Consider the following 24,508-nt stretch of genomic DNA (forward strand, 5'->3'; position numbering starts at 1 on the left):
TTACAGCCGCAAGCTCATAACGATGGCCAGCAGCAGCGCGCCGGCCGCCGCCAGTAGCGCGCTATTAAAACTATGCGACTGCGCATACAGGCTGCCGGCCAGCACGGGGCCGATGATCTGGCCCACGCCATACACCACCGTCATGATGGCCATCATGTTCGAGCCAAACTTAGCTGCCTTGACGGCGGCCCGTTGTGCGGCCGGCATGGCGATGGTCACCGTGCCGACAAAGGTACCGCCGACGAGGATGGCGCTGAGCAAATAGCCAGCGGCCGAGGGCGCCAGCACGGGCAAGGCCACGCCCAGCGCCTGCAGCAGCAAATTTAACCGCAGCGCCTGGCGCGTGCCCAGGCGCTCGTGCAGCCGGTGCCACAGGAAGCACGAGGGTGCCGCGCCCAGGCCGAACACGGCCCACACGTGGGCGGAATTGAGCCCGGGCAAGGCCGTGCCCACCAGCACGGGCAAGTAGGTGGCAGTGACGATATATCCGAGCCCAGCCAGTCCATAGATCAGCACCAGCGGCCAGGGCGCCACGGGCGCCAGGGTCGACGCAGCGGCTTGCGGCGGCACGTCCAGGGTCGCCTGGCCGCTGGCGGCAATGGCGGGCGCGGCCGCCAGCCCCAGCAGCACGGTGACGCCGGCCAGCAGCAGCCACATGCCGGCGCTGTGCCAGCCCAGCTGCGATGCCAGTACCAGCAATTCGGCCGACACGGCAATGCCCGCGCCCACGCCCGCGTACAGCAGCGGCGCGCCGCGACCATGCCGGCGCTGTTCCAGCAGCCACAGCGAGGCAGCCACCATGGCCAGGGCGCTGAAGACGCCCGCCACGCCACGCACCGTCACGATGAGCCAGACTGGCATAGTCAAGGCCAGCACGCCCAGGCACAGCGCCGTACCGGCCACCGACCACAGGCACAGCCGGTGCGCGCTGTGGGCCCGTGCGCGCATGGCCAGGATAGCGCCCAGCAAATAACCGGCATAGTTGGCCGAGGCGGCCAGGCTGCCGTCGCGCAAGGTCAGCACGCCTTCTTTGACCATGTGCGGGTAAATGGCCGTGAAGGCGAAGCGGCCGAAGCCCATACCGATGGCGAGGATGGCCGCCGCGGCGATGGCCGCGCGCAGCCTGCCGGCCGCGCTCATGGCACCACCTGGCCCAGTTGCGCCAGCAAATGCTGGAACGCGGGCACGTCGAATCCGACGCGCCACACCAGCAAGGTGTCGGCTTGCCCAACCGACAGTGTTTTCAGGGTGGCAGGCGCGTCGGACAGCGCCAACACGCTGGCCGGCAACAAGGTCACGCAGGCACCAGCCGCCACGCAGGCGATCATGGTGTGATACGAAGTCATCTCCTGCACGCGCCACTGCGTGCTGCCGGCCACGCCCAGCACCTCTTCGGCGATGCCGCGGTAGGTGCAGCCTTGCGGGAAGGCCGCCAGCGAGCGCGTGCGCACATCCACGGCGCGGCGCACCGGCCCTTCGCTGGCCGGCAGCAGCAAACACAGTTCCTCGCGCCACACGGCGGTCGATGCCAGGCCAAGCTCCTCCAGCGCGGCGGCGCCGCCGAACGCTGGCGGCAAGGCCACGAAGGCACAGTCGAGCAAACCCGTGCGCACCTGCTCGATCAGGGGACGCGATGGCCCCGTGCTCAGCGCCAGGCGCGTCGCCGGATACCGGGCGTGATACGCGGCAAGCAGCGCCGGCAGGCGGCTGGCCGCCGTGCTTTCCATGCTGCCGATGCGCAGGGTGCCGCCCTCGCGCCCACCTGTGACGACGTGCCTGGCCTCTTCCGCCAGTGCCAGCAGGCGCTGCGCATACTCGAGAAAGCGCTCGCCCGCCGCCGTCAGTGCCATGCGTTTATTGGTGCGCACGAACAGTTGCGCGCCGATATCAGCCTCCAGCTGCTGGATGCGCGTGGTGACGCTGGACGGCGCGCGGCCCAGCCGGGCTGCGGCCTGGGTGATGCTCAACTCACTGGCCACGGCACAAAAAATCGTCAATGACTCCATCTCCATCACATTCTTTCTTTTGAAATGATTATGCTATTATATTCTCAAAATACGAATCAAATACAGCATCCTTAACTTGATGAAGGAAACATCATGACTTCAATCCAGCGCTTCCTCGACCGCATCGGCTTGCAGCACCCCATCATCCAGGCGCCGATGGCGGGCGTCTCCACGCCGCGCCTGGCCGCCGCCGTCTCGCATTCGGGCGGCCTGGGGTCTCTGGGCATCGGCGCCGGCACGGTGGCGCAGGCGCGCCAGATGATCATGGATACGCGCGCGCTGACGGACAAGCCCTTCAATATCAATGTGTTCTGCCATGCGCCGGCAGTGAGGGATGCGCGGCGCGAAGCGGCTTGGCTGACGCACCTGGCGCCCCTGTTTGCGGAGCTGGGCGCGGCCGTGCCAGCGCAGCTCGATGAGATTTACCAAACGTTTCTCGGTAATGAGGAAGCGTTTGCCCTGCTGCTGGAGCAGCGCCCCGCCGTCGTCAGCTTTCATTTCGGTTTGCCAACGGTGCAACAGATCGCCGCCCTGCGCCAGGCCGGCATCTATACCATGGCCACAGCCACCAATCTGCGCGAAGCGATCCTGATCGAACAGGCGGGCGTCGACGCTATCGTGGCGCAAGGCGTGGAAGCGGGCGGGCATCGCGGCGTCTTCGATCCGCAAGCGCAGGATGAGCGCCACAGCACGTCGGTGCTGCTGCGCCTGCTGGCTAGCCACACGACGCTACCCCTGATCGCCGCCGGCGGCATCATGGATGGACAAGGTATCCGCGCCGCGCTGGACCTGGGCGCCGCAGCGGCCCAGCTGGGCACGGCGTTCGTGCTGTGCCCGGAATCGTCGGCCAACGCGGGCTACCGCGCCAACCTGCAAAGCGAACGGGCGGCAGCCACGCGCCTGACGAGCGTGCTCTCGGGCCGCCTGGCGCGCGGCATGGTGAACCGTCTGATCGAGCATGGCGAAGCGCCGGGCAGCCCACCGCCGGCCGGCTACCCCGTCGCCTACGATGCCGCAAAACAATTGAACGCGCTGGCAAGCCAGCGCGGCGACAGCGAATTTGCCGCGCAATGGGCCGGCCAGGGTGCGCCGCTGGCGCGGGAAATGGGGGCAGAGGAACTGGTGTTGACCTTGGCTCGGGAAATGGCGGCTTGAAGTCAGCATGCCGGCCAGAGAGATATCTGGCTCGACGCTGCGGCTGCATTGTACTCAGGTGGCTGTCTTGAATTGCATGCCAGGCGCATCTTCCGGTCGTGAGGAAAATCCAAGTTTTTCGTAGAATATCGACTTGCCTTTGGCGCTGAAAAGCTGGACATCTGCAATGCCAGCGTCGCGACATTCATCAAGAATGGAATTAAGCAAAGCCGCTCCGATTCCCTGCTGTTGAAATTCGGGGTGAACAATCATCTCGGTGACAAACGCGTGCAAGCGGCCATCGGAAATGACACGCACAAAACCAACAAGTTGGCCGCCAAAATAAGCGGATCGCGAACACCAGGAGCCGTCAAGTGCATCTTGATAAAACGCGGTCCCGCGTGATACCGGCCCCCAGCCAGTCGTGTCGTACAGTGCCTTGAACGCCTCGGCGCATGGCTGATCGGATGTGTAGTTGATATTCATAGGCCAGATTGCATGCATTACTAATTCTTGGGTATCATTCCTATCGTGCCCAGCCACGTTTCGACCAACGTGGGCCATTTTGTGATTGGAAACTGCGTAGGACGGAGCCCGAACGCGTGCCCTCCCTCGGCGAACAAATGCATCTCAACGGGTACATTCGCATTCTTCAGGGCCGCATAATAAAGAAGAGAAAACTCTACCGGGTCTACCGGATCGTCTTGCGCATGCAGCAGGAAGGTCGGAGGTGTTTGACTGCTAACTTCAATGCTTGGGTTCAACTTTGAAAGGTCATTTTTATAGTTGACCGACATATGGCCAGGATAAAGAGACACTGCAAAATCGGGACGACAGCTTTCCTCGTCTGCCTTGTCAACAGGCGCATATATCCGCTGATGATGCGTACTGATTGACGCGACCAGGTGGCCGCCTGCAGAAAACCCCAGCACCCCAATCTTGTTCGGGTCAATTTTCCAGTCAACTGCATGATGGCGGACGAGGCCCAACGTTCTCTGTGCATCTTGCAATGCCGTATGCGTCTTTGGAATGACACGGACATTACGAATTTGGTCCCAGTGGGGACCTGATCCGGGGACACGATATTTCAACAGCACGCACGTAACACCAATCGATGTCAGCCAGTCACAAACTTCCGTTCCTTCCAGGTCGATGGCCAGCCTCCAATAGCCTCCGCCGGGAAAAACGATAACGGCAGCGCCCGTGTTCCGTCCCTTTGGCGAGTAAATTGTCATCGTAGGCCGCGTGACATTATCCAGTTCCAACCAAGGCCGTCCTGCGATGAGTCGATCTTCTCGTAACGTTATCTCGTCTTCCGGTCCAGCGGCTGATTTCGCGTCAGGTATCACTCCAGGCCAGATCGGCAATTGCTGGTATCCGCTGGCAGGCTGCCATGCAGCAGCATGCACACTAGTACAAGCAAACACCGCAATAATACTGAGAAGATATTTCACAGGATTTCATTCCAATCATGGTGAGGCGACAAAATTTGATGCCAAAACCAGGGTAAGCCATTCAATCTGACTGACTGCTTCTGGCTGAAGACGGCCTAATCCTCTTTCGGTAACGGGGAGCGGACTATTGGTTCAATATCGTCACCAGAAAGCAGTTCTGACAAATCTTCTGGCGATAGCCTCTTCATTTTCTCTTCCAGTTTTCTATCATAGCTTCGGTCATTAGGGTCCCAATTTTTATGGGCCTTGCGGGCATACTGCTGGACGAAGCGCCCCAGTTCGGCTGCTAGTTGAGATTTTGTACGCTTTGGGAGCATAGGTTCAGGTCGGTTTTAGTTTTCTTCTCAACGTCGGCATTTGGCCGCTTGCTGTCATTGGCAACTTCCGCCCCAAAGCGGACGGAATGAGGCAAAAGATTTACCCAGTTAATTGTCAACGTCGTCAGGGAAGCGGCGGAGCAGGTATCTTGGATACAGGAATCGTTGCAAAAATGAGTTCATGTAAGGTGCTACCCGGTTTCCATGGTGGATTGATGACGGTTATGTTTCTGACACCTAGCAAAGCAAAATCCTCTTGAGAATAAGTCCAGCCGCTAGCACCGACAGTAAATTTCTCGTATTGGTCGTTCTGCCCTAGAGATGAAATATCGGAACGCACACCAATTTTCTGAAAATATGCGATTTCACGCTGGCCGTAGAGTCTGATCGTTGTAGTAAGTTCGTCCATAATCGTTTTTCGTGCTTCGGGGGCCAACGTAGAGAGCATCGCTTCGATCTTCGCATCGAATTTTAGATTCTTCAAATCGCCCGGGCCGCCATGGTAGCCAACGACAGCGAAGTTGCTGACGATTTTCTGCTTTGCGGCAGTGAAAACGTAGTTCGCACAGGACGACAAGCAGAATTCCAATACTCGCACATTGAGGTGGTGCGAGTACACCCAAGCGCCAAGGGCCATGCCAGTATTCACCTCACCACCACGACTCCGTATCGACAGCATAGTTGGCTTATTTACCAGTTTTTCGTACAGATCGAACAGCCGCTGATTTGCTCCGTCATCGAGGTCGCCAACGTATTCAAGTTGGCCGTTACTGAGAAAAACCTGCGTTGTTTCAAGCTCAGCTGCTAAGGCCGGAAGGGAAAGCGAGAATACACCCCAGTAGAAGCAAACGAGCAATCGCCGTGGAAATTTTCGTAAAGAGGTCATCAAAATTTCATTTTCGATAGATTTTGGGTAGTGAGAAAATAAGTACACAGCAATTATTCGTTAAGGTTGTGACGAGCCGCTGTTGGCCGAACTCAGACCGTCAGACGTTGTTCGGCAAAGCAAGCGAGGCCGCAATCCATCCTAATCCCGCGCCAAATGCCAACGAAGCTACCGACGCAATTTGCATCTATTGAAGCTTACGGGGAAGCTCCAATGTCCGGATTCGTGTAGCGGCCATCCATGTAGCACAAGTGAAGTATCCCGTGAGACCGGGCCAGAATGCCATGGGAAAGAAATAACTAAGCAAAAGAAGAAGTGGAATCCCTACAAGGTGCATCTTCCTCAAAGTTGCAGTCCCCTTGAGCAAACGGCCATGCTGCGTCTCATCACCGTATCGCAATGACCGCTCAGAAATTACGGCAGCAAGTAAAAATCCACCAAGAATAAAGCCAACAGGTATAAGACTCATATGCAAATTGCCGTTAGTGAGAAAAGAGTTCATGCCAGCGAAATCGGATAACTGATTGTCCGCTTCTGGCCGGTTTCCGTCGTTGGCAGGTTACGCCGCCATTGCGGACACTAACAATCGGCATAAACGCGACAAGGAATTCGCGCGTTTAATTGCGACAGGTTACTCGGCAATCAGCCCCGGGGAATGAGCCACACTTCCGTTCCTTTCGGAACATCATTTTTCGTAATATCTCTTGGTAAAAGGATTGGAGCCGTGATGACCTTCTGTCTTGGGCTACCCAACATTTCCACACCTTGAATCACAGTTTCGAAGCTTTGCCCATCTGGCTTGCGCAACTGGAGGCGATCTCCAATTCGAATCGGCTGCGCACCGGCCTCTCCTGAAGGGCCGGGAGCAAGCACGCATCCACGATTAGTTATCTGAAACGCGTCCTCGACTATAAAAAGTAGAATCGGCGCCATGTCGCAATCCCTTCTGTGTTGGCAATATCCGCTTCTGGCCGGTTGCCATCGTTGACAGGCTACGCCCCATTGCATGCTTTACCGACTGTTTGCGACTGTCGCTCAGTCATAGTTTATGAGCAGTTCAGCAGTGTCTAGTTGACTCGTGGCAATTTAAACATCCAAGAACATCATCACAGTCGACAATGCTAGCAACTGAAAAAAAGCGAGAAAAAAAGCTCGTGGTATCGGTGGCATGAACTTCCATTGCAAGCTCTTTGTCGGTGAAATCAAGGCAGATTTATTGCTCCCTACGCAAGAAAATAGTGCCGATAGCGCCAAGGAAAAAAACCTTACATGAGCCGGTACAACTTCAGGAGCAAAGGCGCAGCCAAAGAAAATTAACGCGAAAAAAAATAAAGACATGCGGGAAATTTTCTGTCCCAACTGCAGTTGTATTTTATATTCCATAATTTTTATCATTGATTTTAGTTACTCAGGTTTCGCTTCAACGACTGCTCCTAGCCGCTCGCCGCCGTTGGCAGTCTCGGCCTTCAAGACTGAATGGCTGCCATTTCCTGTGTGGCGCGCACGAAATCCATCATCCAGTTCGTTTCCCATGTTCTTCCTTGGTCCTTGGAAAAAGCCTGATCCCAACGAGGATTCCCCCCCGGTGTTGCAGTCCAGGTAAAGCGTACTTTTATTGCCTGGCCATCGAGTAGGTCATCTGCAAAAAATACGCCGATGTGATTGGAGAATTTTCCAACAACAGGGACATCGAGCGTCGTCGGATTGCGTGCATCGAGCCACCAGATCGACCAGGTGTCGGATTTCATACAAAACGAGCGCAGTGCAAGGGCCCGGAAGCTACCTTCCGGGAAGTAGAGAACGTTGTCCTCCAGGTTTCCAAAGCCACCCAGTGTCTTGACGGTCGAAGAGAGCCCGTCAAACTCCGTCCATTCCTTGCAATTGGTGAATCTGGAATTGAGCCGGCGATGTTTCACCAGCCAATCGCCGATGATGAAATCAAAGTCTCGGGGGGCATTTTTCTCGGCGGGCAAGTGCATTGATGGTTTCCTGGATTGGACTTAACGCGTTGCTCGACCTGATTTTGCATTGCAAACATGTGCCAGCGCGACCGTAGAGAATAGCAAATTGCCGGTAAGAAAAATACATACATTGTCACATCCGTCAAATGTCCGCTACTGGCCGCCTGCCGCCAACATCTGCAATCGCCCCATTAAGGCAACCTGTGCCGCAAAGTCGGCTCGATATTGCGCGCATGCAGCCAGCGCACGATGTCTTCCAGCGTGGCGTCCTGCAGCAGCAGGCCCGGCGCAGTGGCGGACGTTGCCACTGGCAATGCGGTGGCGACGGGAGCGGGCACGGCGACAGCCAGCCCCGCATGTCCCTGCAATTTCGCCAGCGCTTGCGCGAACTGGGCCGGGTTGATGCTGCGCAAACTTTCCAGGAAGCCCAGCTGGGCGGCTGGCGGCGGCGGCATGTCCAGGCCCGGTTCGTCGACGAAGGCGGCGCCCATGCTGGGGTGGATGAAGGCGGCCCACTTGCCCGACGGCTGCAACGCGGGGGGGAGCGCCACCTGCTCCACGTAAGCAGGCGGCGCGACGGCGAGAATGTCGGTCGAGGCAGGTAAAAAAGTGGAGCGCAGCAGTTGCACGAACTGGCGCGCCTGGGTGACGGGCATGGGCGTGGCCAGCGACAGCCACAGCTGGAACGCCGTGCCCGAGATGCTGACGGCGGGCGCAGGCAAGTCCAGCTCGTGCTGCACGGCATTGGCGATCGTGCACAGCGCGCTCCAGTGCGCTTCGCCGCCGCCCTTGCCGCCAAACTCCAGCACCAGCGCGCGCGTCAGGCCGCGACTGGTCACGAGTTGCACGGCCACCGTCTGCTCGCCCGACAGATGGCGCGCCAGCACGGCCGGCATCAAAGGCTGCACGCCGCCGTCCGCATCGACGTATTGCTGCTGTTCATCGAACAGATACAGGCGGGTGAGTTCGGAAATCAGTTTATGCATGGGCGGCCTCGTAATAACGTTGGGCAAGACTTGCCAACGTGCCCAGATTATAGCCTCACCGGCTACCGAATCTCAGTGCGTCGGCAGCCCGGCTGCCCGCCGCGTCCGCCCGGTGCCAAACACCAGCCAGCTGGCGACAGCGAACAGGCAGGCGGCCACGCCACCATACAGCATCACGGCGCCAAATCCCTGTGCCAGCGCCAGCTTCGCCACGCCGGCCGGCAGCGCGCCGGCGCCCTTGCCTGCCGACAAATCCTCCGCCATGGCGCGCAGCGCCGCCGCATCAATCGCGGCAGGCACATGCTGGCGCAAGGCGGACTGGATGCCTTCGACAAGAATAAAGCCCATCAGCGCGATATTCACCGACAGGCTGACCATGCGCGCGCTGATGTCGATACTGGACGCCATGCCGGCCCGTTCGCCGGGCACGGCGGCCGTCGTCGTGTTGGTGACGGGCGTGTTGGTCAGCCCGAGGCCCGTGCCCGCTAGCAGGCAGCCGGGCAAGATCGTCAGCCAGCTGGCGGCGTCCGCATGGCTGCCCCACAGCATCAGCAAAAAGCCTGCGCCGATGGCCAGCAAGCCGGCGGGAATGACCGCATCGGCCCGGTAGCGCAGCGCCAGCCGCTCGGCCAGCGGCGGCATGAGCAAGGTGGGCAAGGTGTAGGCCAGCAGGGTCAGGCCCGTGCCCAGGCTGCTATAGCCGAGGCCATGCTGCACGTACAGGGGCAGATAAATCATGAGCGGCCAGAAACTGCAGTTCATGCCCGCCGAACCGAGCAGCGCGCCCGAGAAACGGCGGATGTGAAATACACTGAAATCGATCATCGGTTCAGGCTGGCGCCGTTCGATGACGGCAAACGCGGCAAAACCGGCCAGCGCCACGGCCAGGCTGGCCACGGTGCGCGGGTCGGTGACGCCCAGCGCCGGCCCCTGCGTGATGCACCACGCCAGGCTGAACACGGCCAGCGACAGGGTGGCGATGCCGGCCACGTCCAGCTTGCGCCGCTGCGGATCGCGCGATTCCGTCACGCCCAGGCCCGCCAGCAGCAGCGCGACGACGGCCAGTGGCCCGTGCACGAGAAATACCCATTGCCAGCTCGATAGCGCGACGATGGCCGCGCCAATGATGGGGCCGAAGCCCAGGCCCAGGCCAAACACGATGCCCCAGGCGCCAAATGCCCGGCCCCGCGCGGCGCCGGACGGAAACTGCTGCGACAGCACGGCCACCTGGCAAATCAGCATGGCGCCGCCGGCCGCGCCCTGCAGCGCGCGCGCGGCGATCAGCACGCCCGTGCTGCCGGCCCAGCCGCACACGAGCGAACTGAGGCCGAACAGCGCCAGGCTGGCGAGCAGCAGGCGTTTGCGGCCGTAGCGGTCGGCCAGGGTGCCCGTGGCCATCAGCACGGTGGTGCAGGCCAGGGTGTAGGCGTTCATGATCCATTGCAAGTCCTTGAAGTCGCCATGCAGCACCGTTTCCAGGGTGGGCAGGATGACGGGCACGCTGGAAATTTCCAGGCCAAACATGAGCGAGGCCAGGCACACGGCGGCCAGGGTCAGGGTATTTTGTTGCGAAGTAGTCAGGTGCATCGAAGCCTTGATGTCGGTAGTCATAGGGGCGCGTGGAGACGGCGCACTGCGAGCCAGCATTCTAGAAAGCCTCGACTCATGAGGGAAATGATAAAATTTTGTACAATTCATTCATTTTCATCATGAATCACGGGAGCTTCATGGACTTCGATACCGCCCTGCTGCGCGCCTTGGTCGCCGTAGCGGACACGGGCGGCTTTACGCGCGCCGCCGAACGGCTGCACCTGAGCCAGTCCGCCATCAGCCACCAGATCCGCCGCCTGGAAGAGCAGGCGGGCGCCGCGCTGCTGCTGCGCACGACGCGCAGCCTGCGCCTGACGGAAGATGGCGAGGATTTCCTGCGCCACGCGCGGCAGATCCTGGCGGCGCAGGATGCGCTGTCGCGGCGCTTCCAGCGTTCCTCGATTGCCGGCGCCGTGCGCTTTGGCGTGCCGGAAAATTTCATGGGCGCGCGCCTGCCCGCCCTGCTGGCGCAGTTCGCGCACCTGTTTCCCGCCGTGCGCCTGGATGTGACGGTCGGCACCTATCTTGACTTGCAGAAACTGGTCGCCGCCGATGCGCTGGACCTGGCCGTCGTCATGGCCCTGGCGGATGGGCAAGATGACGCGGCCGTGCTGCGCCGCACGCGCTTCGTCTGGGCGGCGGCGCAGGATTTCCGGCATGACGGCGCGCTGCCGCTGCCGCTGGCGTTTTCCCCGGCGCCGTGCATGCACCGGCAAGTGGGCGTCACCGCCCTCGACGGCGCCGGTCTCGACTGGCGCGTGGCGTTCACCTCGCCCAGCCAGCAGGGCTTGCGCGCCGCCGTGCTGGCCGGGCTGGCCATCACGGCCCTTCCGCAGGGCGACCTGGAGCCGGGCATGGTCGTCGTCGATGGCCAGCATGGCTTGCCCGCCCTGCCCGCCGCCCAGTTCCAGCTCGTCTGGCGCGCCGCTGACAGCACGGCGGCGGCCGAAGCGTTCGGGCAATTGCTGCGCGAGTGGTCAGCCGGGGCGGCGGCGTGAAGTTGCAAAAAAGTGTAGCCTTCGCAGGTGTGCATTTTCAGGCCAAAGGAAATACTCTCTCATGACATCTCGTACTTTTCTTGTCACTGGCGCGACACGCGGTATCGGTTATGCCATCAGCGCCTTGCTGCATCAGCAAGGCCATCGGGTCGTCGGCATCGCGCGGCACATTGAAGGCGTGGACTTTCCAGGCACGCTGGTGGCTTGCGATCTGTCCGATCTGGCGCAGACGGCGCAGGTTCTCAAGGCGCTTGAAACACAGTTTCACATCGACGGCATCGTGAACAATGCTGGCATTGCCTCGCCCCAGCCGCTGGGTCAAATCGACTTTGCCACCTTGCAGAATGTCTTCGATCTGAACGTGCGTGCCGCCATCCAGGTGACACAGCAGTTCGTGGATGCGATGAAGCAACGCCGGTATGGCCGGATCGTGAATATTTGCAGCCGGGCGATCTACGGCAGCGTGGACCGCACCGCCTATTCCGCCGCCAAAAGCGCCCTGGTCGGCTGCACGAGAACCTGGGCGCTGGAATTGGCCGAGCACGGCGTGACGGTCAATGCGGTCGCACCAGGCCCCGTGGAAACGGAACTGTTCCGCAAGACGCGCCCCGTCGGCAGTGAGCTGGAACGCCAGGTTCTTGCAACGATACCGATGCGGCGCCTGGGACAGCCGAATGACATTGCCGCCGCCGTCGGCTTCCTGCTATCGGAGCAAGCCGCCTACGTGACAGGTCAGGTGCTGGCGGTGGATGGCGGAGGCAGCCTCGGCGGGCGCGCCTGACAAGTCAGCACCAGCAGCAACGCCAGCATGGTGCTCGCGCTGCCCAGGGCCAACGTCACGCGGTGCGCCAGCAGCGGCACGCCGGCTGCCGTCAGCGGACTCAGGGCCATGCCCGGCAAGGTCGTCGCCAGTCCCATGGCAGGCGCGCATTGCCGAAGCGGCGCGTCAGACGCGCCGAAGTTCACCAGGGTCATGGGCAGGAAAGCCAGGCCCGTCAACGATGGCGGATAAGCGAGCACCACTTGCAAGAATTGCGTGGTGAAAAAGAAAAAGCCGATCATGGCGCCCAGAAACAGCACCCTGGCCCCGTACGCGGCATTGCGTTGCGTATCGGCAAAGAGGCGCAGCGGCAGGATGGGTTGCGCGGCGCGCCGCTCGATCAGGATAAAAGCAGCCAGCAGCAGCACGCCCGCCACCAAAGTACCTTGCGTCAGGGCGTCGCTCCAGCCGGCGCCGGCCGGGCGGATCAAGCCGTACACGGGGGCCGACACGCCGATGCTGGAACTGGCCGCGCCGGCCACGTCGAAGTGACCGAATGGTTTCGCTTAGCGATGAGCCGAGGCTCGGCTCCGGCGCCAGCTGGCAACATAGCCATCAGGGCCGCAGCGAAACACCAGCACGTCGCCTGCAAATGCGCGAGTGCCGCAACGCGCGCCACTCGAAACCAAGCCCCCTTGCCGTTCGCACTTACGATCTCCTTGTCCGATTCGCTGCTATCGCGACAAAATATCCATCGTTCCGGCAAGCTGCAGCCAGGTGACGAAAAATGCCGAGACCGGCTTTGCCTTGAGAATGCTCAGCATCATTAGGTTTTGGTCCATCTGCTTGCGCAGGTCCGGTCCAAAGCAGCTTGCTAATGCATCGGCATGAACGCTATAAAAGACGTGCAGCGATCCTGTCTGCGCGGCCACGAAGGTCTGGCGGGACATCACGACCAAGCCCGTACTGCCCGGCGCCAGCCCGAGCCAATAATAGGATGGCATACCTGCTCGCCGTAATGGTACCGCCATTTCGCCAGTCATCCAAGTGACGCCCGCGCTGCTGCCTCCTGTCGTCGATTGTCCGCTATCACACCTGATCGATGATCCGAGCCGGCTTTGCATACCTCTTCGCTGCATTTGGAGGACTTCCAACCGGTGCACCAGCAATGCCCGCTTGGCTAGAACTTCGGAATCAAGGGCCGCCACAAGGTTGCGACCGGATTTGCCGGCACCCTCGCCCAACATCAAGTAAAGCGTGTCAGCTTGCAGGCTGTTTCCTTTACCTTCGGCAAATGGCCGCTCCAACTGGCCAAGACCGACCTGCTGGCGCTCGATGACTGGGGCATCGGTGCCATCGACGGCATGACGCGCTCGGACCTGCTGGAGATCATCGACGACCGCGCTGGCAACAAGGCCACCATCATCACCAGCCAGCTGCCTGTCGAACATTGGCATGCTTGGATCGGCGGCGCCACCATCGCCGACGGCACGCCGCGATCGGGAAACCGGCGACACTGCTGGTGTCCACTATTCGTTGAAATAGTTTGGAATAAGATTGATTCTCATTTACACTTGGTGAACTATTTGCCTGACATGCAATGTTCTGGGGATGCCATGCAGGCTCAGTTGTTCAACCGAAGTTGTGATGAGCGTTTATGAACAATTTGAGATCAATACCCAACCAGTTTGAGGATACCCGCCATCAAATATGCACGGGGCCGGGGATCAGGATATCCCATATTGACTATACGCCAGAGCAATACCGCAGCGTGAAATCAGAGTCGCCGCCATGCCTTGCCTTGTGCGTCTTTTTGGAAGGCAGCGGAGAATCGATCATAGCCGATCGTTCACGGATTAATTTTTTCCCCGATCAGGCTTTATTATTCGCGTCACCCACCAGCAGTTGTTCGGAGACAAACCTGCCCGCGCACCAGCGACTGCGCGCCATCGAAATTCATTTCACGGCACAAACACTCGAACAGATTCAAGGCATGCAAATTCAACCGATGTTGCAACGCTTGGCCGCCCACGCGAAGCAGCGTCCGGGGGGGGCCGAGAGTTTCCTGTATCAGTTCCCTGCTTCTGCGGCCATACGTGCAGTAGCGGAACACATTTTTCGCCAGCGAACACCCGAAGGAGTTCAGCAGCTCTTCTTGCATAGCAAGGCACTGGAGCTGCTGTCGCTGATGGTCGATGCATTATTGCCTCTTTTGGAAGCGCCGCAAAGCGCGGAGAAGCCGGCCATTCAAAGGCGAGATCATAAAAAACTGGATCGCGCGAGGGAATGCCTGTTGTCGCGCTTGGACCACAATTGGTCATTGGCGGAGCTCGCGCACGCCGCCAATCTGAACGAACGAAAACTCAAAGAAGGTTTCAAGACATTATTCGGCAATTCAGTCCATGCATATTTGCAAGAGAAACGCATGCAGGCCGCGGCGCAGATGCTGAGCAGCACTGAACTTAGCATCACGGAGGTCGTGATGCAAACCGGGTACGCCAATCCCAGCCATTTCTCGAAACTGTTCCGACGCCATTTCGGGATGTCCCCGAGGGAATTTTCGCAATTAAAAACCTCGCCCTGACGATGTCCGCACAATATCCACGGTCAGGCCACACGGCGAAACCGCCAGTGGCGGCTCACTTCCTGCCGCTCCCAAAAGCGCGCATACAGGCCGGCCTCCCGCATCAGGTCGGCATGCCGACCCTGTTCGATCAGTCTGCCGTGTTCGAGCACCAGTATCTGATCGGCATCGGCGATCGTGTGCAGCCGATGTGCAATCATCAGTACGGTCTTGCCACGCACCAGTGCCGCCATCGCTTGTCGGATCGCATATTCATTGCCCGCGTCTATGGACGCGGTGGCCTCGTCAAGCAGAATGATGGGGGCGTCTTTCAGGATGGCGCGTGCGATCGACAGGCGTTGCCGCTCACCGCCGGACAGACTGCCACCGCCCTCGCCTATCACGGTTTGATATCCCTGCGGCAGCGCGGCGATGAAGTCGTCACAGCAGGCGGCGCGCGTTGCCCCGAGCAACTCTTCATGGCTGGCATCAGGCCTGGCGATGCGTAAGTTGTTTTCCACCGTGTCATTGAACAGATAGCTTTCCTGCAGGACGACGGCGAGCAGGTCGAGCAGGTCGTCCTGGCGCAGGCTACGGATGTCTACGCCGCCGATCAAGATTTTTCCTTCCGCCACGTCATGGAAGCGGGCCAATAAATGCACGATAGTCGTCTTGCCGGCGCCACTGGGCCCGACCAACGCCGTCACGCTACCGGGATGGGCGTGAAACGAGATATTGCTCAAGGTTTGGGCGCCCGTTTCCGCACTGTAGCTGACATCGCAAAATTCGATGTCGTAGCGCTCCGGCGCCACAGCCGAAACGGGTTCCGGCAAGCCCTTTTCATCGAGCACGTCGGCGATCCTTTCAAAGCTCTTTTCATAGAAAGAAAGCTGGGCGATCAATACCGCCGATTCATTCATCATGGCGAAGAAGCGATGGCTCATGACCAGGAACATGACCAGCCTGGCATGGCCCAGATCGCCAATCACAGACAGTTGGAAAGCCAGTGCCACGACCAGCAGAAAGCCGATTTCCAGCAAGATGGAAAAACCCATCGCGGCGATACCGGCGATGATTTCCACTCGTATCGACAAACTGCGCAGGTTTTGTAACGCGTCCAGCACCTTGTCATAGCCACGCGCCGACAAGCCGAAGGCGCGTATCACCTTGATGCCCTGTACAAATTCCAGCAGGCGGCTATTGGTCAGCGCTTTTTGCGCGACTTTGGCGCGACCGAGCTGGCCGGCGGCTTTTTTCATGACGCGAAATAGCATCAATCCGGCGACGACGCTGGCCATGGCCAGCAAGCCCAGTTGCCAGTCAATATACAGCAGCACAATGCCCGTCAGCCCGGCGACGGCCAGCCTGCCGCATAACTCGCCCGCCAGATGGGTGAAGGCTTCTTCCACATGCAGCAGGTTTTCCGTCATGACCGCCGTCAGTTCGCCGGTCTGGCGGCGCGCGTAAAACCCCAATGGCAACCTGCGCAGATGTTCGGCGATTTGCAGACGCAAGTCACACATCATGCCGGTGCCGCCGACAAAGCCATCGACATTGGCTGCGACGCTGCATAATAACTGGAGCGCCAGGCTGGCAACCAGCACCAGTGTCAACCGGACCATGAAACCCATGTCAAACGTGCCACCGAACATGGCATTCAATGCCGCAAATAACACCAGATACGGAATGGTGGCGAACAGGGACTCGGCGATTCTCCAGGAGATGCTGCGGCGGAAGCGGCCGGTGTTATTCGCGGGACTATTGCCGCGCAATATGCGTATCAATCCAAATATCATTCGCATCAGGCAGCTCCTTCGACCGCTGGGTCGGATAAGACACATTGTTCACCGGCTGTAGCCGACTTGATTTTCCAGTTGACGTTATCGCTTTGCAAGCGCCATAAGGTGCGATACACAGCACAGTCGTCCAGCAATTGCGCATGTTTGCCGCAGCCGACGACGCGTCCGCCATCGAGCACGACGATCTGGTCCGCTTCGACGATGGTAGACAAGCGGTGGGCGATGACCATGACGGTTTTGCCGCAGGTCAGCACACCAATCGCTTCCAATATCTGTGCTTCGTTGATGGGGTCGGAAAACGCGGTGGCCTCGTCGAGCACCACGATGGGCGCATCCTTGACCAGGGCCCGGGCAATGGACAGACGCTGTTTTTCACCGCCGGACAGGCGGGCGCCACGTTCGCCCAGCATTGTTTGATACCCCTGGGGCAAGCGACTGATGAAATCGTGCGCCTGGGCGGCGGTGGCGGCGGCCACCACCTGCTGTTCCGAGATATCCTTGCGCCCCAGACGAATATTTTCCAGCACCGTGTCGCGGAACAGAAAAACATCCTGCATGACATACGCCACTTGCGCATGCATGTCCGCCAGCGGCAGTTCACGCACGTCAGCGCCGCCGATTTTTATCCCGCCCTGCCGCACATCCCAAAAGCGCACCAGCAACTGGGCCAGGGTCGACTTGCCTGCCCCGCTGGGGCCGACGATGGCGGTCAAACTGCCGGCGGCGATCTTGAAACTGACATCGTGCAGGACATTCGCGTCGCCGTAAGCGAAGCCCGCGCCGTCAAATTCAACACTGTTATCGACGGGCGTCCGTGCTCCGGCCGTGTGCGGCAATTCCGGTGTTTCCATCAAATCCCGCACACGACCGTAACCGTCCTGTATCAGCCGCATCAGGCTGCCGAAAAAGGCCAACTGGAACAAAGGTCTGGTGATACCAAGGCCCAGCAACAGGCACAGCACAAATAACTCGAGCGACAAGCTGCCCCGCAAATACCAGTAACCACCAAACGGCAATATGCATAGCGTGTTGGCACCGATGACGACGGTGAAAGCAGACCAGGCTGGCACCGTCGACTTCACCATGCGCACGATAACATCGAAATAGGCGGCGACCGCGCGCGGCAAACCGGCAGCGGCGCCATTGCTCGCCGCGCCCCGGTGATGGGTCTTGATGACCGCGATGCCCTGCACATATTGCACAACCTGGCTGGCCAGGCTGGCATTGGCCGCGTTATATTCACGCATCACCTCGGGCACTTTTTTCCACAGCAACAATTGCACCACCACAGCCAAAGGCACGGTGAACAAGGTCGCCAGGGCCATGCGCCAGTCCAGATAAAACAGGACAATGGCGCTGAACACGGGCAAGGTCAAGGCGGCGGCGCTGTCATTGAGGTGGTGCGCGATGAACAGCTCCAGCCGGTCTACGTCGTCGCGCAGGATTTTATTGGTCGATTCCGCGCTGTGGACGGTGATCGAGCCCACGGGGACACGCCTGAGTTTATCCGTCACCGCCAGCCGCAAATCGAACAGGATGTTGAACGCCGCCAGATGTGCCAGCACACCGGCGCCGACCTGCAGCAACCAGCGCAAACCCATCGCCAGCGCCCCCCAGGCAAGGATGGGCCACAGTTCCGTCAAGGTCCTGGCTGGTGCTGGCTGCGCCAGACGCAACAGCACCAGATAAATCACCAGCAGCGGCGCTAGCGACAGCACGCTGCTCAGTGCGCTCAATACGGTGGCCCAGATCAGACTGCCTTTGCGCTCGCCGGCCAGCGCCAGCAAGGCGCCAAGTCCGCGTTTGCGGGGGGAGGGTTGATCGCTCATGACGGGGCCCGCCCGTCCGCTTGCCGTAACTGGATATGGTCGGTCATATGAAGTTCTTCCTGAGCGCTTTTGATAAAATAGTTGAGCAGCATCGATTTGGGCATCGCGCCCATGACCCAATTTCGCAAGCGATAAGACCAGGCGCTATCCGGCAAATACAGCCGGGCGGCGTTGCGGCCGCGGCGTTGTAAAGCCTCGATGCCATGCTGCATGCCTTGCTGATAGCGCGACAGGGCCGCCGGGCTCGAATCGGCGGCCAGTTGCTGCGCCAGGCAATATGCACCTGCCAATGCCATGCTCGCCCCCTGCCCGTTCGACAAGGCCAGGCAATGTGCCGCGTCCCCCAGCAGCACGACCCTGCCGCGATGCCAGTCGGGCAGGTGGACCTGCATCAGCGCGTCCATATACACGGGACTGGTGGCGGACAGCCTGGTGAGCGATTCGATCACCCGTTGATGGCTGCCGGCAAATCGACCGAGCAGATGGGCTTTGCGCGCGCCCGGTCCCGGCGCCGTCGCCAGGTCTGATTTCCAGATATGCAGCGCGGTGACACCCCGGGCGCCGAGCTGGTAATACATGCTCATGCGGCGTGGTTCGGCGAAGGCCACCATGTCCTCTTCCAACGCCGTCGTGCCATCTATCCAGTAGGCGGCCGCCTGCATCCCCAGGTGGTGGCAGAAATCGGCGTCCGGTCCGAAGACAAGACGCCGCATCTCCGAACGAAAGCCGTCGGCGCCGATCACGTAATCGAAGCGCCGGCTGTGGCCATCGCCGAATTGCACATCAACGCCCCGCACATCTTGCTGCAATGAAGAAATCTTTGTGCCCAATTGCAAAGTCACCGTGTCATCCAGGCTTTGGTACAAAATATCGGCAAGATCACCGCGTAGCAGCACGTGATGATCAAGTTGGGTCAACAGCTTGCCGTGATCGAGCCGCATGATAGTGCGTCCACGGGCGTCCAGATACAGATTGCGGTTGATCGGCAAGGCGGCCTGGCGCAAGCGTGGTAGCAAGCCCATCGCTTCGATGACGCGGCACCCCGCGCCGGACACGCTAAGCATGTACCCCTCATCGCGCAAGCCGGCCGCCTGTTCGACGATCGTCACCTCGTAGCCGCCGCGGCTTAGCCACCACGCCGCGCACAGGCCGCCCATGCCGGCTCCGGACACCAGGATGCGTTTTCCGCTCATGCCGAGCCCCCGTCGATTGCCACGGCCTGGGTGCGCAACATCGCCTGAACGTCGAGCCGGGATTCACGTAGAAAAAAATGCTCGGCATCCACCGTTTTACCCGCGACGGGCGTCGAACCATAATCCTGCCAGGCGCGCATGTGCGCCGGCGTCACCAGCTTGTCGCGCGTGCCCGCCAAGGTATGGACGGGACATGGCAAACGCCGCCGGTCAAACCGCTGGTATCGCGCGCCAACGGCGAAATCGGCCTGCATGGTTTTTTGCATGGCACGCATCATGGCCGGTGCCGCCAGTACCTCAGGCGGCGTGCCGCCCAGCACACGGAGTACGACAGCCAGGTCGGCGTTGTCGAAGGGGACGATTTGCAATAAATGGAGCAGCATCGACGACAACGGCAGGTGGGGTGGATTGGTCGCCGTCAACCACAACGCCGCCGGCGGCCTGCCCGCGTCGGTCAACGCCAGCGCCAGTTCATAGGCCAACAGGCCGCCAAGGCAATGGCCGAACAACGCGTAGGGGCGTTCAGGGCCCAGGGCGTCGAGGTGGGGCCTGATTTGGGTCATCGTCCATGCGCGACACTGCTCCATTGTTTGCAAAGGCGCATCGACCAGAAAGCCTTCGCGACCAGGTAACTGTACCGGACAAAATTGCATCTCATTGGCGAGGGTTTGAGGCCAGCCACGAAATACCGAGGCCCCGCCGCCGGCGAAGGGGAAGGCGAATACCGGCAGGCGCCCGTCCCCGGCTGGCGCGCCGTAGGGAAATACCTCGTCGACCGCCTCCGGCGCCATGAGGAGCGGCATGTCAGTTGCCATGCCCGCGGCCGTCGGCAACGGCCAATGCCACTCCGGCACATCGCCATGGACGGGCTTGTCGTCGCGGACGAACCGCATGACCTGGTATCGCAAGCGTGCGCCAGCCAAGGCGGCCTGTTGCGCGGCCAATTCCTCGCCCAGTACCGTTCTCAGGAAATTTTCCTCGCTGCCGATCATCGGGCCGATTTGCGCGCCCCCTTGATAGCGCGCCTGCCTGCGTGTGGCGGCGGCCAGTACGCCCGCGCTCAGGTCGCGACTGGAATCGAGCTTGAAACCGCTATCGCGAAGGCAAGCGACCAGCATGGCCCAGGCCCCGTCGTCGAGCAGGTCGGCAACCAGCAGGCTGGCGCCGGGGCGGAGGGTTCTCGCCGCGCTGTCGATAAAGGCGGACGGCAGCTGCAATTCCCGCAACACCTCGATCGCCAGGATGACATCCTGGCTGGCGGCCGCCTGGGGCAAGCCGGAGACATCGGCTACTTGCCAGCGGATTTTCAGCCGGCCGAAACGCTTGCGACAGGCAGCGATCTGCTCCGGCGACAGGTCAATGCCGATCAACCCGGCCGGAGAATGCCTGGCGGCGATCGCCGCCAGCGTGCCACCGCGCCCGCAACCGGCGTCGAGGATGTGGCGGCCGTCCAAAGGCGTGTCGCCGATGATTTCCCACAGCAATCGCTCGTGCATGGCGCGCGCGCTTGAATCGACGCCCGGCGCGGCATAGCCACGATTCATGAAGTCGAAACGCGCCCCCGCATCCAGCGCCGTCGCCAGGTCGTTGAGGCGCGCATACACGAGTCGTGTCAGCATGACGCCGTCCTGCAAGCGCGCATTGGAAGCCGTCATAAACCGGCCTCGACGATCATGCCCGGGCCAGTTTCTCGCTTGCCATCTGCATCTATCTCCGCTTCCGACGCCATACCGGCCATCGCCTTGGCGTACAAGCGCGGTGCCAGTACCGCGCCCGTGAATGCGAGCGCGCTGGTGATGATGAAGGTAGCGCCGTACCCCAGCCTGGATGTCGCCCAGCCCGCGGCCAGACCGAAGACCACGGCGCAACAAGCGTCGGTACATTGCAATAGTGAATAATCGGTACCCGCCTGTGTTGGCGACGCCCAGTCCATCATGATGGAGTACAACACCACAAAACCGAGCGACATGGTGGTGCAGAACAGCAGGAACACGGATGCCAGCAATATTTTCCCATGCCAGCCCTGGCTTTCCATCAGCAGATAGGCAAGTTGCAGCGAGAGATGCGCGATCAGGCTCGCTTTGAGCATGCTTGCACGCCGATACCGCTTCAGCAGTATGCCGCCCAGCAAAGCGCCGACGACACCGGCTGTGGCGACACCGGCGCCCGACAGCAGGCCGATCTCCACCACCGCGAAGCCCCGGTCGACCAGATAGGTCAGCATGATGGCGGTGAACCAGCGCAGCGACGCCTGACAACTGATAATGGTCGCCATGCCCCAGCGTATCGATGACCGGCGCCAGGCGGCCTTCAGACTGGGGGTTGTCGCGACGACGGGCACCACCGGTACGATGCGTCGACGGCGCAGCCACCATGCGGGCAGGCCGCACAGCGCCACCAGCGCGGCAAGACAACGGATGCCGCTCTCCCAGCCCAGATAGCCGACGGCGGCGACCAGCATGCCGCCGCCGAGTATGTAACCCAGATAGCTACCGCCGATCTGCATGCTGTTGCCAAGCCCGCGCTGCGCACCAGGCAGCGCTTGTATCGCCATGCCGTCGACAACGATGTCCTGCGTGACCGATGCGACCGTCAGTATCAACAGCAAAAGCAGGATGGCCGATAATGACGATTCGAGCGGCAGCAAAGTCAGCACCAGCACGCCTAGCAACAGGAACAGCTGGAAATGTTTCGCCCAGCGCAGGCTTTGTTCGGGTTGGCCGGCCGTCAGACGGTCTATCCGCGACGCCCACAAGAATTTCAGGGCGCTGGGCAGGAATAACAGTGACAGCAAACCGATCTTGTCCAGACCGATGCCGCGGGCGCGCAACAGCACGGGCAAGCCCTCATGCACCAACCCGCTCAATAGCCCCTGGGTGGCATACAGGCCGCCCAGGGTGGCGAGCAGACCACCGCCCGCGATGCTCGCGCCCACTTTTTTCATCATAGTTGCGCTTGCAGGCGTAAGCCGACCGCGCGTCCACGGTTGTATTGTCCGAAATTACCCAATGGCCCGAACGAGAAGGCGTAGCTGGCGACGACGCGGTCGGTGACATTGTCCACATACGCGGTCACGCTGACGCGTTTGTTGAGCTCCCACCGCAGCGAGGTATCGAGCAAGGTGTGGGTGGGCTGACGCAGGGTATTGGCCGTGTCGAACCATAAGTCGCCTGTATAGCTGAGGTTGGTGTTCCAATGCAGCCAACCGGCGCCCGCCATCTGGAAGCGCAGCTCGGTGCCCGCGCGCAGGCTCAATGGCACCACATAGGGAACCCGTTTGCCGTTCAAATCCGCATTGCCGGCGGGGGCATGGTAGTTTTCTATCGTGCTGTGCGTCCGGCTGGCGCCGCCGCGCAGACTGAAGTTTGGCGTGGCAGCAAAAGCGGCGTTGATTTCCACGCCCCGGGTCCTGGCGTCGCCAACATTGGTCAGCATCTGGAACGGACCGGATTGCACAGGCGCCTGCAAATCGCGAGTCTGGCTGCCGAAGAGCGTGCCCTCCAGCCGCAAACGGCTATCCATCAACTCTGCCTTGAAGCCCGCCTCGACGTTGCGTATGGTTTCTGCGTCGTAAGGAATGCCACCGGCGGTATTTTCCGCGACACGGTTATACCCGCCAGCCTTGTAGCCTTCGCTCACCAGGCCATAGACACGCCAGGCGGGTGTCCATTGATAACCCAGCGCCAATTTGGGACTGACATGACTGAAACGCTTGTCCGCGACGAAAGACAAGGCCGCCGGCCCGCTACGCTTGAAATCAATGTCGGCCTTGTCCCTGCCATAGCGCAAGCCACCGGTCAGATCCAGACGCTCATCGAGATGCCAGACCGCTTCGCCAAAAATGGCCGTGGAGGTGACCGTGGATGCGCTTTTGCTGGGGCCGGGAAACAGGAAGGCCGGCACGGTCGGCACCGCCACACCACGCCAGCGCTCGAAATCCTGTTTCTCGTAGTACAGGCCGACGACGCCGTCGACCGCGCGCGCGCCACCGCTGGTGGCCAGGCGCAGCTCCTGGTAATACGTCTTTTGGTTTTCCGGGTCGGCATTGCCCGTGGTGAGCACGCGGTCGAGTTTGCGGTCCTGATAGGAACTGCTGGACGTCAGCTTCCAGCCGTCCATGAAGTAAGTGATGCCAAGCCCGACCTGGCCCACGCTACGGCCCAGCGCTGGTTCGGCGAAGTCGAAGGGGGTCGGGGCGATGGCACGGCGATCTTGCAAGGGAAAGGACTGGAAATACTCGTCGTGCGCGCTGTAGCGGTCACGACTGACAGTCAGCATGGCATCGAGGTTGCCGCCGATGGGGGCCCAGCGCAACCGCGCGCGCCCCAGCGCCTCATGGCTGGAATCGAGGTCGTCGGCGCCATTGGCCGCCCGCAACCGCCCCGGATAGCGGTCGGCATACACATTGATGTCGCCATACAGCGTGTCCTTGATCAGCGCACCGCCTGCCATGACGCCGAGGCGGCGCGCCATATTGCTGACATCGAGACTCAATTGCGCCTTGCCGGTGTTGTTCGGCTGGTCGGTAATGATGTTGATGACACCGCCCTGGGCGGAACGTCCATACAGGCTGCCTTGCGGGCCTTTCAATAGTTCGACCTGGGATATGCCGGTCAACGGCTGCGCGAAGTAAGTCATGTCCTGCGGTATGCCATCGACATACACCGTCACCGCCGGATTGTAGAAATCGATCGCGGGGGCGCCGCGCATGGTGAACAGTGAATACGCGCGCGTGCTGCGTGGCAGAACCGTCAATTCGGGAAATATCTTGCCCAACTCATCCGTCCGCACGACACCGGCCGCATCCAGGCGCGCCGACGTGGCGACCGAACTGGCGGCGTCCGGCGCCGCCCCGGTGGCATCGAGCTTGGTCGAGGTCACCACCAGTTCAGACAGAACACGCTCATCGGGCTGCTGCGCGGCCGCCTCGTTCGACATTCCACTCGCACCCAACACACCGCCTGCCAGCAATAGCCCAGGCAAATAGCTCGACTTCATTACCCCTCCTCTTTGATCAGTGCTTGCAGTATCC

The 24,508-nt window shown here is 60.7% G+C and carries 21 protein-coding genes and 1 pseudogene; 5 read left to right on the forward strand and 17 right to left on the reverse strand.

What is annotated here, in order from left to right; translation table 11 throughout:
* Together O0882_RS12015 and O0882_RS12020 are read right to left on the reverse strand one after the other, a co-directional pair.
* Positions 1–1,140, reverse strand: a complete 1,140-nt coding sequence (locus tag O0882_RS12015; protein WP_289948186.1) for a YbfB/YjiJ family MFS transporter — start codon at positions 1,138–1,140, stop codon at positions 1–3.
* Positions 1,137–2,012 carry a LysR family transcriptional regulator gene (locus O0882_RS12020; protein ID WP_289948478.1) on the reverse strand — a complete coding sequence of 292 codons (876 nt, stop codon included), beginning with the start codon at positions 2,010–2,012 and terminating at the stop codon, positions 1,137–1,139. Before O0882_RS12020 ends, O0882_RS12015 begins: the two co-directional genes overlap by 4 nt.
* Before the next feature lie 87 nt (positions 2,013–2,099).
* Here O0882_RS12020 and O0882_RS12025 point away from each other — a divergent pair, with 87 nt between their 5' ends.
* Positions 2,100–3,161, forward strand: a complete 1,062-nt coding sequence (locus tag O0882_RS12025; RefSeq protein ID WP_289948189.1) for a nitronate monooxygenase — start codon at positions 2,100–2,102, stop codon at positions 3,159–3,161.
* A gap of 54 nt (positions 3,162–3,215) precedes the next feature.
* Here O0882_RS12025 and O0882_RS12030 read toward each other — a convergent pair whose 3' ends face one another.
* The 7 genes from O0882_RS12030 to O0882_RS12060 form a co-directional block, all read right to left on the reverse strand.
* A complete protein-coding gene (locus O0882_RS12030; RefSeq protein ID WP_289948190.1) occupies positions 3,216–3,626 on the reverse strand; it encodes a GNAT family N-acetyltransferase in 411 nt (136 codons plus the stop codon).
* A 20-nt stretch (positions 3,627–3,646) separates the two neighbouring features.
* A complete protein-coding gene (locus O0882_RS12035) occupies positions 3,647–4,594 on the reverse strand; it encodes an alpha/beta hydrolase (protein ID WP_289948191.1) in 948 nt (315 codons plus the stop codon).
* Between the two features lie 441 nt (positions 4,595–5,035).
* Positions 5,036–5,797, reverse strand: a complete 762-nt coding sequence (locus O0882_RS12040) for a hypothetical protein (protein WP_289948193.1) — start codon at positions 5,795–5,797, stop codon at positions 5,036–5,038.
* Positions 5,798–6,439: 642 nt separating this feature from the next.
* Positions 6,440–6,730 (reverse strand): hypothetical protein, encoded by a 291-nt coding sequence (locus O0882_RS12045; RefSeq protein ID WP_289948194.1) that lies wholly within the window; start codon positions 6,728–6,730, stop codon positions 6,440–6,442.
* A 533-nt stretch (positions 6,731–7,263) separates the two neighbouring features.
* The gene (locus O0882_RS12050) at positions 7,264–7,776 is read right to left on the reverse strand and encodes a DUF1579 domain-containing protein (protein WP_289948195.1); all 513 of its coding nucleotides are present in this window, start codon (positions 7,774–7,776) and stop codon (positions 7,264–7,266) included.
* 173 nt (positions 7,777–7,949) lie between these two features.
* Positions 7,950–8,744 (reverse strand): hypothetical protein, encoded by a 795-nt coding sequence (locus tag O0882_RS12055; protein WP_289948197.1) that lies wholly within the window; start codon positions 8,742–8,744, stop codon positions 7,950–7,952.
* A 72-nt stretch (positions 8,745–8,816) separates the two neighbouring features.
* Positions 8,817–10,355, reverse strand: coding sequence for an MFS transporter (locus O0882_RS12060; RefSeq protein WP_289948199.1), 1,539 nt, complete (start codon positions 10,353–10,355; stop codon positions 8,817–8,819).
* A 116-nt stretch (positions 10,356–10,471) separates the two neighbouring features.
* Between O0882_RS12060 and O0882_RS12065 the strand changes: the two genes are divergently transcribed.
* Positions 10,472–11,332 carry a LysR substrate-binding domain-containing protein gene (locus tag O0882_RS12065; RefSeq protein WP_289948201.1) on the forward strand — a complete coding sequence of 287 codons (861 nt, stop codon included), beginning with the start codon at positions 10,472–10,474 and terminating at the stop codon, positions 11,330–11,332.
* Between the two features lie 61 nt (positions 11,333–11,393).
* Positions 11,394–12,113 (forward strand): SDR family oxidoreductase, encoded by a 720-nt coding sequence (locus O0882_RS12070; RefSeq protein ID WP_289948203.1) that lies wholly within the window; start codon positions 11,394–11,396, stop codon positions 12,111–12,113.
* On the opposite strand, the gene O0882_RS12075 is transcribed toward O0882_RS12070, so the two are convergent.
* Positions 12,065–12,634 (reverse strand): hypothetical protein, encoded by a 570-nt coding sequence (locus O0882_RS12075; RefSeq protein ID WP_289948205.1) that lies wholly within the window; start codon positions 12,632–12,634, stop codon positions 12,065–12,067. The genes O0882_RS12070 and O0882_RS12075 overlap by 49 nt on opposite strands.
* Positions 12,635–12,826: 192 nt before the next feature.
* On the reverse strand, positions 12,827–13,339 hold the full coding sequence (locus tag O0882_RS12080; protein ID WP_289948208.1) for a hypothetical protein: 513 nt from the start codon (positions 13,337–13,339) through the stop codon (positions 12,827–12,829).
* A gap of 39 nt (positions 13,340–13,378) precedes the next feature.
* Between O0882_RS12080 and O0882_RS12085 the strand changes: the two are divergent.
* Positions 13,379–13,579 (forward strand): annotated as a pseudogene (locus tag O0882_RS12085) (ATP-binding protein); the annotation flags it as partial.
* A gap of 170 nt (positions 13,580–13,749) precedes the next feature.
* Positions 13,750–14,676, forward strand: a complete 927-nt coding sequence (locus tag O0882_RS12090) for an AraC family transcriptional regulator (protein ID WP_289948211.1) — start codon at positions 13,750–13,752, stop codon at positions 14,674–14,676.
* A gap of 23 nt (positions 14,677–14,699) precedes the next feature.
* Here the strand turns inward: O0882_RS12090 and O0882_RS12095 are convergent, their stop codons facing one another.
* From O0882_RS12095 to O0882_RS12120, 6 genes are read right to left on the reverse strand one after another with little or no spacing between them, the layout of a single operon-like run.
* Positions 14,700–16,457: an ABC transporter ATP-binding protein gene (locus O0882_RS12095; RefSeq protein WP_289948212.1), complete on the reverse strand. Its 1,758-nt coding sequence runs from the start codon at positions 16,455–16,457 to the stop codon at positions 14,700–14,702.
* Positions 16,457–18,283 (reverse strand): ABC transporter ATP-binding protein, encoded by a 1,827-nt coding sequence (locus O0882_RS12100; RefSeq protein ID WP_289948214.1) that lies wholly within the window; start codon positions 18,281–18,283, stop codon positions 16,457–16,459. The genes O0882_RS12095 and O0882_RS12100 overlap by 1 nt, the downstream gene beginning before the upstream one ends.
* Positions 18,280–19,476 (reverse strand): FAD-dependent monooxygenase, encoded by a 1,197-nt coding sequence (locus O0882_RS12105; RefSeq protein WP_289948216.1) that lies wholly within the window; start codon positions 19,474–19,476, stop codon positions 18,280–18,282. Before O0882_RS12105 ends, O0882_RS12100 begins: the two co-directional genes overlap by 4 nt.
* On the reverse strand, positions 19,473–21,131 hold the full coding sequence (locus tag O0882_RS12110; protein ID WP_289948218.1) for a thioesterase domain-containing protein: 1,659 nt from the start codon (positions 21,129–21,131) through the stop codon (positions 19,473–19,475). The genes O0882_RS12105 and O0882_RS12110 overlap by 4 nt, the downstream gene beginning before the upstream one ends.
* Positions 21,128–22,423, reverse strand: a complete 1,296-nt coding sequence (locus tag O0882_RS12115; protein WP_289948219.1) for an MFS transporter — start codon at positions 22,421–22,423, stop codon at positions 21,128–21,130. Before O0882_RS12115 ends, O0882_RS12110 begins: the two co-directional genes overlap by 4 nt.
* The gene (locus O0882_RS12120) at positions 22,420–24,474 is read right to left on the reverse strand and encodes a TonB-dependent receptor (protein WP_289948221.1); all 2,055 of its coding nucleotides are present in this window, start codon (positions 24,472–24,474) and stop codon (positions 22,420–22,422) included. The genes O0882_RS12115 and O0882_RS12120 overlap by 4 nt, the downstream gene beginning before the upstream one ends.
* Between the last annotated feature and the right edge of the window lie 34 nt (positions 24,475–24,508).

Origin of the sequence: Janthinobacterium sp. SUN073, from assembly GCF_030397665.1 — a bacterium.
Lineage (GTDB): Bacteria > Pseudomonadota > Gammaproteobacteria > Burkholderiales > Burkholderiaceae_D > Janthinobacterium.

What these genes read in the sequence shown, in the direction of transcription:
- O0882_RS12095 (WP_289948212.1), bottom strand. Translation starts at nt 16,457, where the DNA reads ATGCGAATGATATTTGGATTGATACGCATATTGCGCGGCAATAGTCCC.
- O0882_RS12055 (WP_289948197.1), bottom strand. Translation starts at nt 8,744, where the DNA reads ATGCATAAACTGATTTCCGAACTCACCCGCCTGTATCTGTTCGATGAA.
- O0882_RS12030 (WP_289948190.1), bottom strand. Translation starts at nt 3,626, where the DNA reads ATGAATATCAACTACACATCCGATCAGCCATGCGCCGAGGCGTTCAAG.
- O0882_RS12110 (WP_289948218.1), bottom strand. Translation starts at nt 21,131, where the DNA reads ATGACGGCTTCCAATGCGCGCTTGCAGGACGGCGTCATGCTGACACGA.
- O0882_RS12120 (WP_289948221.1), bottom strand. Translation starts at nt 24,474, where the DNA reads ATGAAGTCGAGCTATTTGCCTGGGCTATTGCTGGCAGGCGGTGTGTTG.
- O0882_RS12020 (WP_289948478.1), bottom strand. Translation starts at nt 2,012, where the DNA reads ATGGAGATGGAGTCATTGACGATTTTTTGTGCCGTGGCCAGTGAGTTG.
- O0882_RS12015 (WP_289948186.1), bottom strand. Translation starts at nt 1,140, where the DNA reads ATGAGCGCGGCCGGCAGGCTGCGCGCGGCCATCGCCGCGGCGGCCATC.
- O0882_RS12065 (WP_289948201.1), top strand. Translation starts at nt 10,472, where the DNA reads ATGGACTTCGATACCGCCCTGCTGCGCGCCTTGGTCGCCGTAGCGGAC.
- O0882_RS12090 (WP_289948211.1), top strand. Translation starts at nt 13,750, where the DNA reads ATGAACAATTTGAGATCAATACCCAACCAGTTTGAGGATACCCGCCAT.
- O0882_RS12115 (WP_289948219.1), bottom strand. Translation starts at nt 22,423, where the DNA reads ATGATGAAAAAAGTGGGCGCGAGCATCGCGGGCGGTGGTCTGCTCGCC.
- O0882_RS12060 (WP_289948199.1), bottom strand. Translation starts at nt 10,355, where the DNA reads ATGACTACCGACATCAAGGCTTCGATGCACCTGACTACTTCGCAACAA.
- O0882_RS12070 (WP_289948203.1), top strand. Translation starts at nt 11,394, where the DNA reads ATGACATCTCGTACTTTTCTTGTCACTGGCGCGACACGCGGTATCGGT.
- O0882_RS12025 (WP_289948189.1), top strand. Translation starts at nt 2,100, where the DNA reads ATGACTTCAATCCAGCGCTTCCTCGACCGCATCGGCTTGCAGCACCCC.
- O0882_RS12100 (WP_289948214.1), bottom strand. Translation starts at nt 18,283, where the DNA reads ATGAGCGATCAACCCTCCCCCCGCAAACGCGGACTTGGCGCCTTGCTG.
- O0882_RS12105 (WP_289948216.1), bottom strand. Translation starts at nt 19,476, where the DNA reads ATGAGCGGAAAACGCATCCTGGTGTCCGGAGCCGGCATGGGCGGCCTG.
- O0882_RS12050 (WP_289948195.1), bottom strand. Translation starts at nt 7,776, where the DNA reads ATGCACTTGCCCGCCGAGAAAAATGCCCCCCGAGACTTTGATTTCATC.
- O0882_RS12080 (WP_289948208.1), bottom strand. Translation starts at nt 13,339, where the DNA reads ATGTTGGGCGAGGGTGCCGGCAAATCCGGTCGCAACCTTGTGGCGGCC.
- O0882_RS12045 (WP_289948194.1), bottom strand. Translation starts at nt 6,730, where the DNA reads ATGGCGCCGATTCTACTTTTTATAGTCGAGGACGCGTTTCAGATAACT.
- O0882_RS12040 (WP_289948193.1), bottom strand. Translation starts at nt 5,797, where the DNA reads ATGACCTCTTTACGAAAATTTCCACGGCGATTGCTCGTTTGCTTCTAC.